1 pseudogene is annotated in these 532 nt (G+C 74.1%); it reads right to left on the bottom strand.

Annotation, left to right across the window (positions count from 1 at the left end):
- Positions 1–532, bottom strand: a pseudogene (locus FB586_RS18910) (helicase); the annotation flags it as partial.

Genomic DNA, 532 nt, shown 5'->3' with positions numbered 1-532 from the left:
GCCGAGGAGGCCGGGGTCGAGCACGATGGTCTCGTCGCGCCAGTAGATGCGGAAGCTCGTCGGGGCGCCCGGCGCGTGCTGGCGCGCGGTGCGGCGCAGCAGCTCGGCCATCCTGGTCGCGCCCTTGACGTCGGCCACGGCCGGCTCGTCGTGGCGGGTGGCGCGGACGCCCCCGACGACCTCGCCGAGCGAGCGCAGCGCGACGGCGGTCTCGCCGAGGCTGGGCAGGACGCGCTCGATGTAGCGCATGAACACGCCGCTCGGACCGACGACCAGCACGCCGCCGCCCTCGTAGCGCCGACGGTCGGAGTAGAGCAGGAAGGCGGCACGGTGCAACGCCACGACGGTCTTGCCGGTGCCGGGGCCGCCGGAGATCGACACGACGCCCTTGCCGGGCGCGCGGATGGCCTTGTCCTGCTCGGCCTGGATGGTCGCGACGATCGAGTGCATCGAACGGTCCCGGGCACGGGACAGCTGGGCCATCAGCGCGCCCTCGCCGACGATCGGCAGGTCGGTCTCGACCTGGTCGTCG

Origin of the sequence: Cellulomonas telluris (genome assembly GCF_004886325.1) — a bacterium.
GTDB classification, from domain to species: Bacteria; Actinomycetota; Actinomycetes; order Actinomycetales; family Cellulomonadaceae; genus Cellulomonas; species Cellulomonas telluris.
The sequence above is the reverse complement of the archived record's forward strand: the minus strand, read 5'-3'. Positions and strand labels throughout refer to the sequence as shown.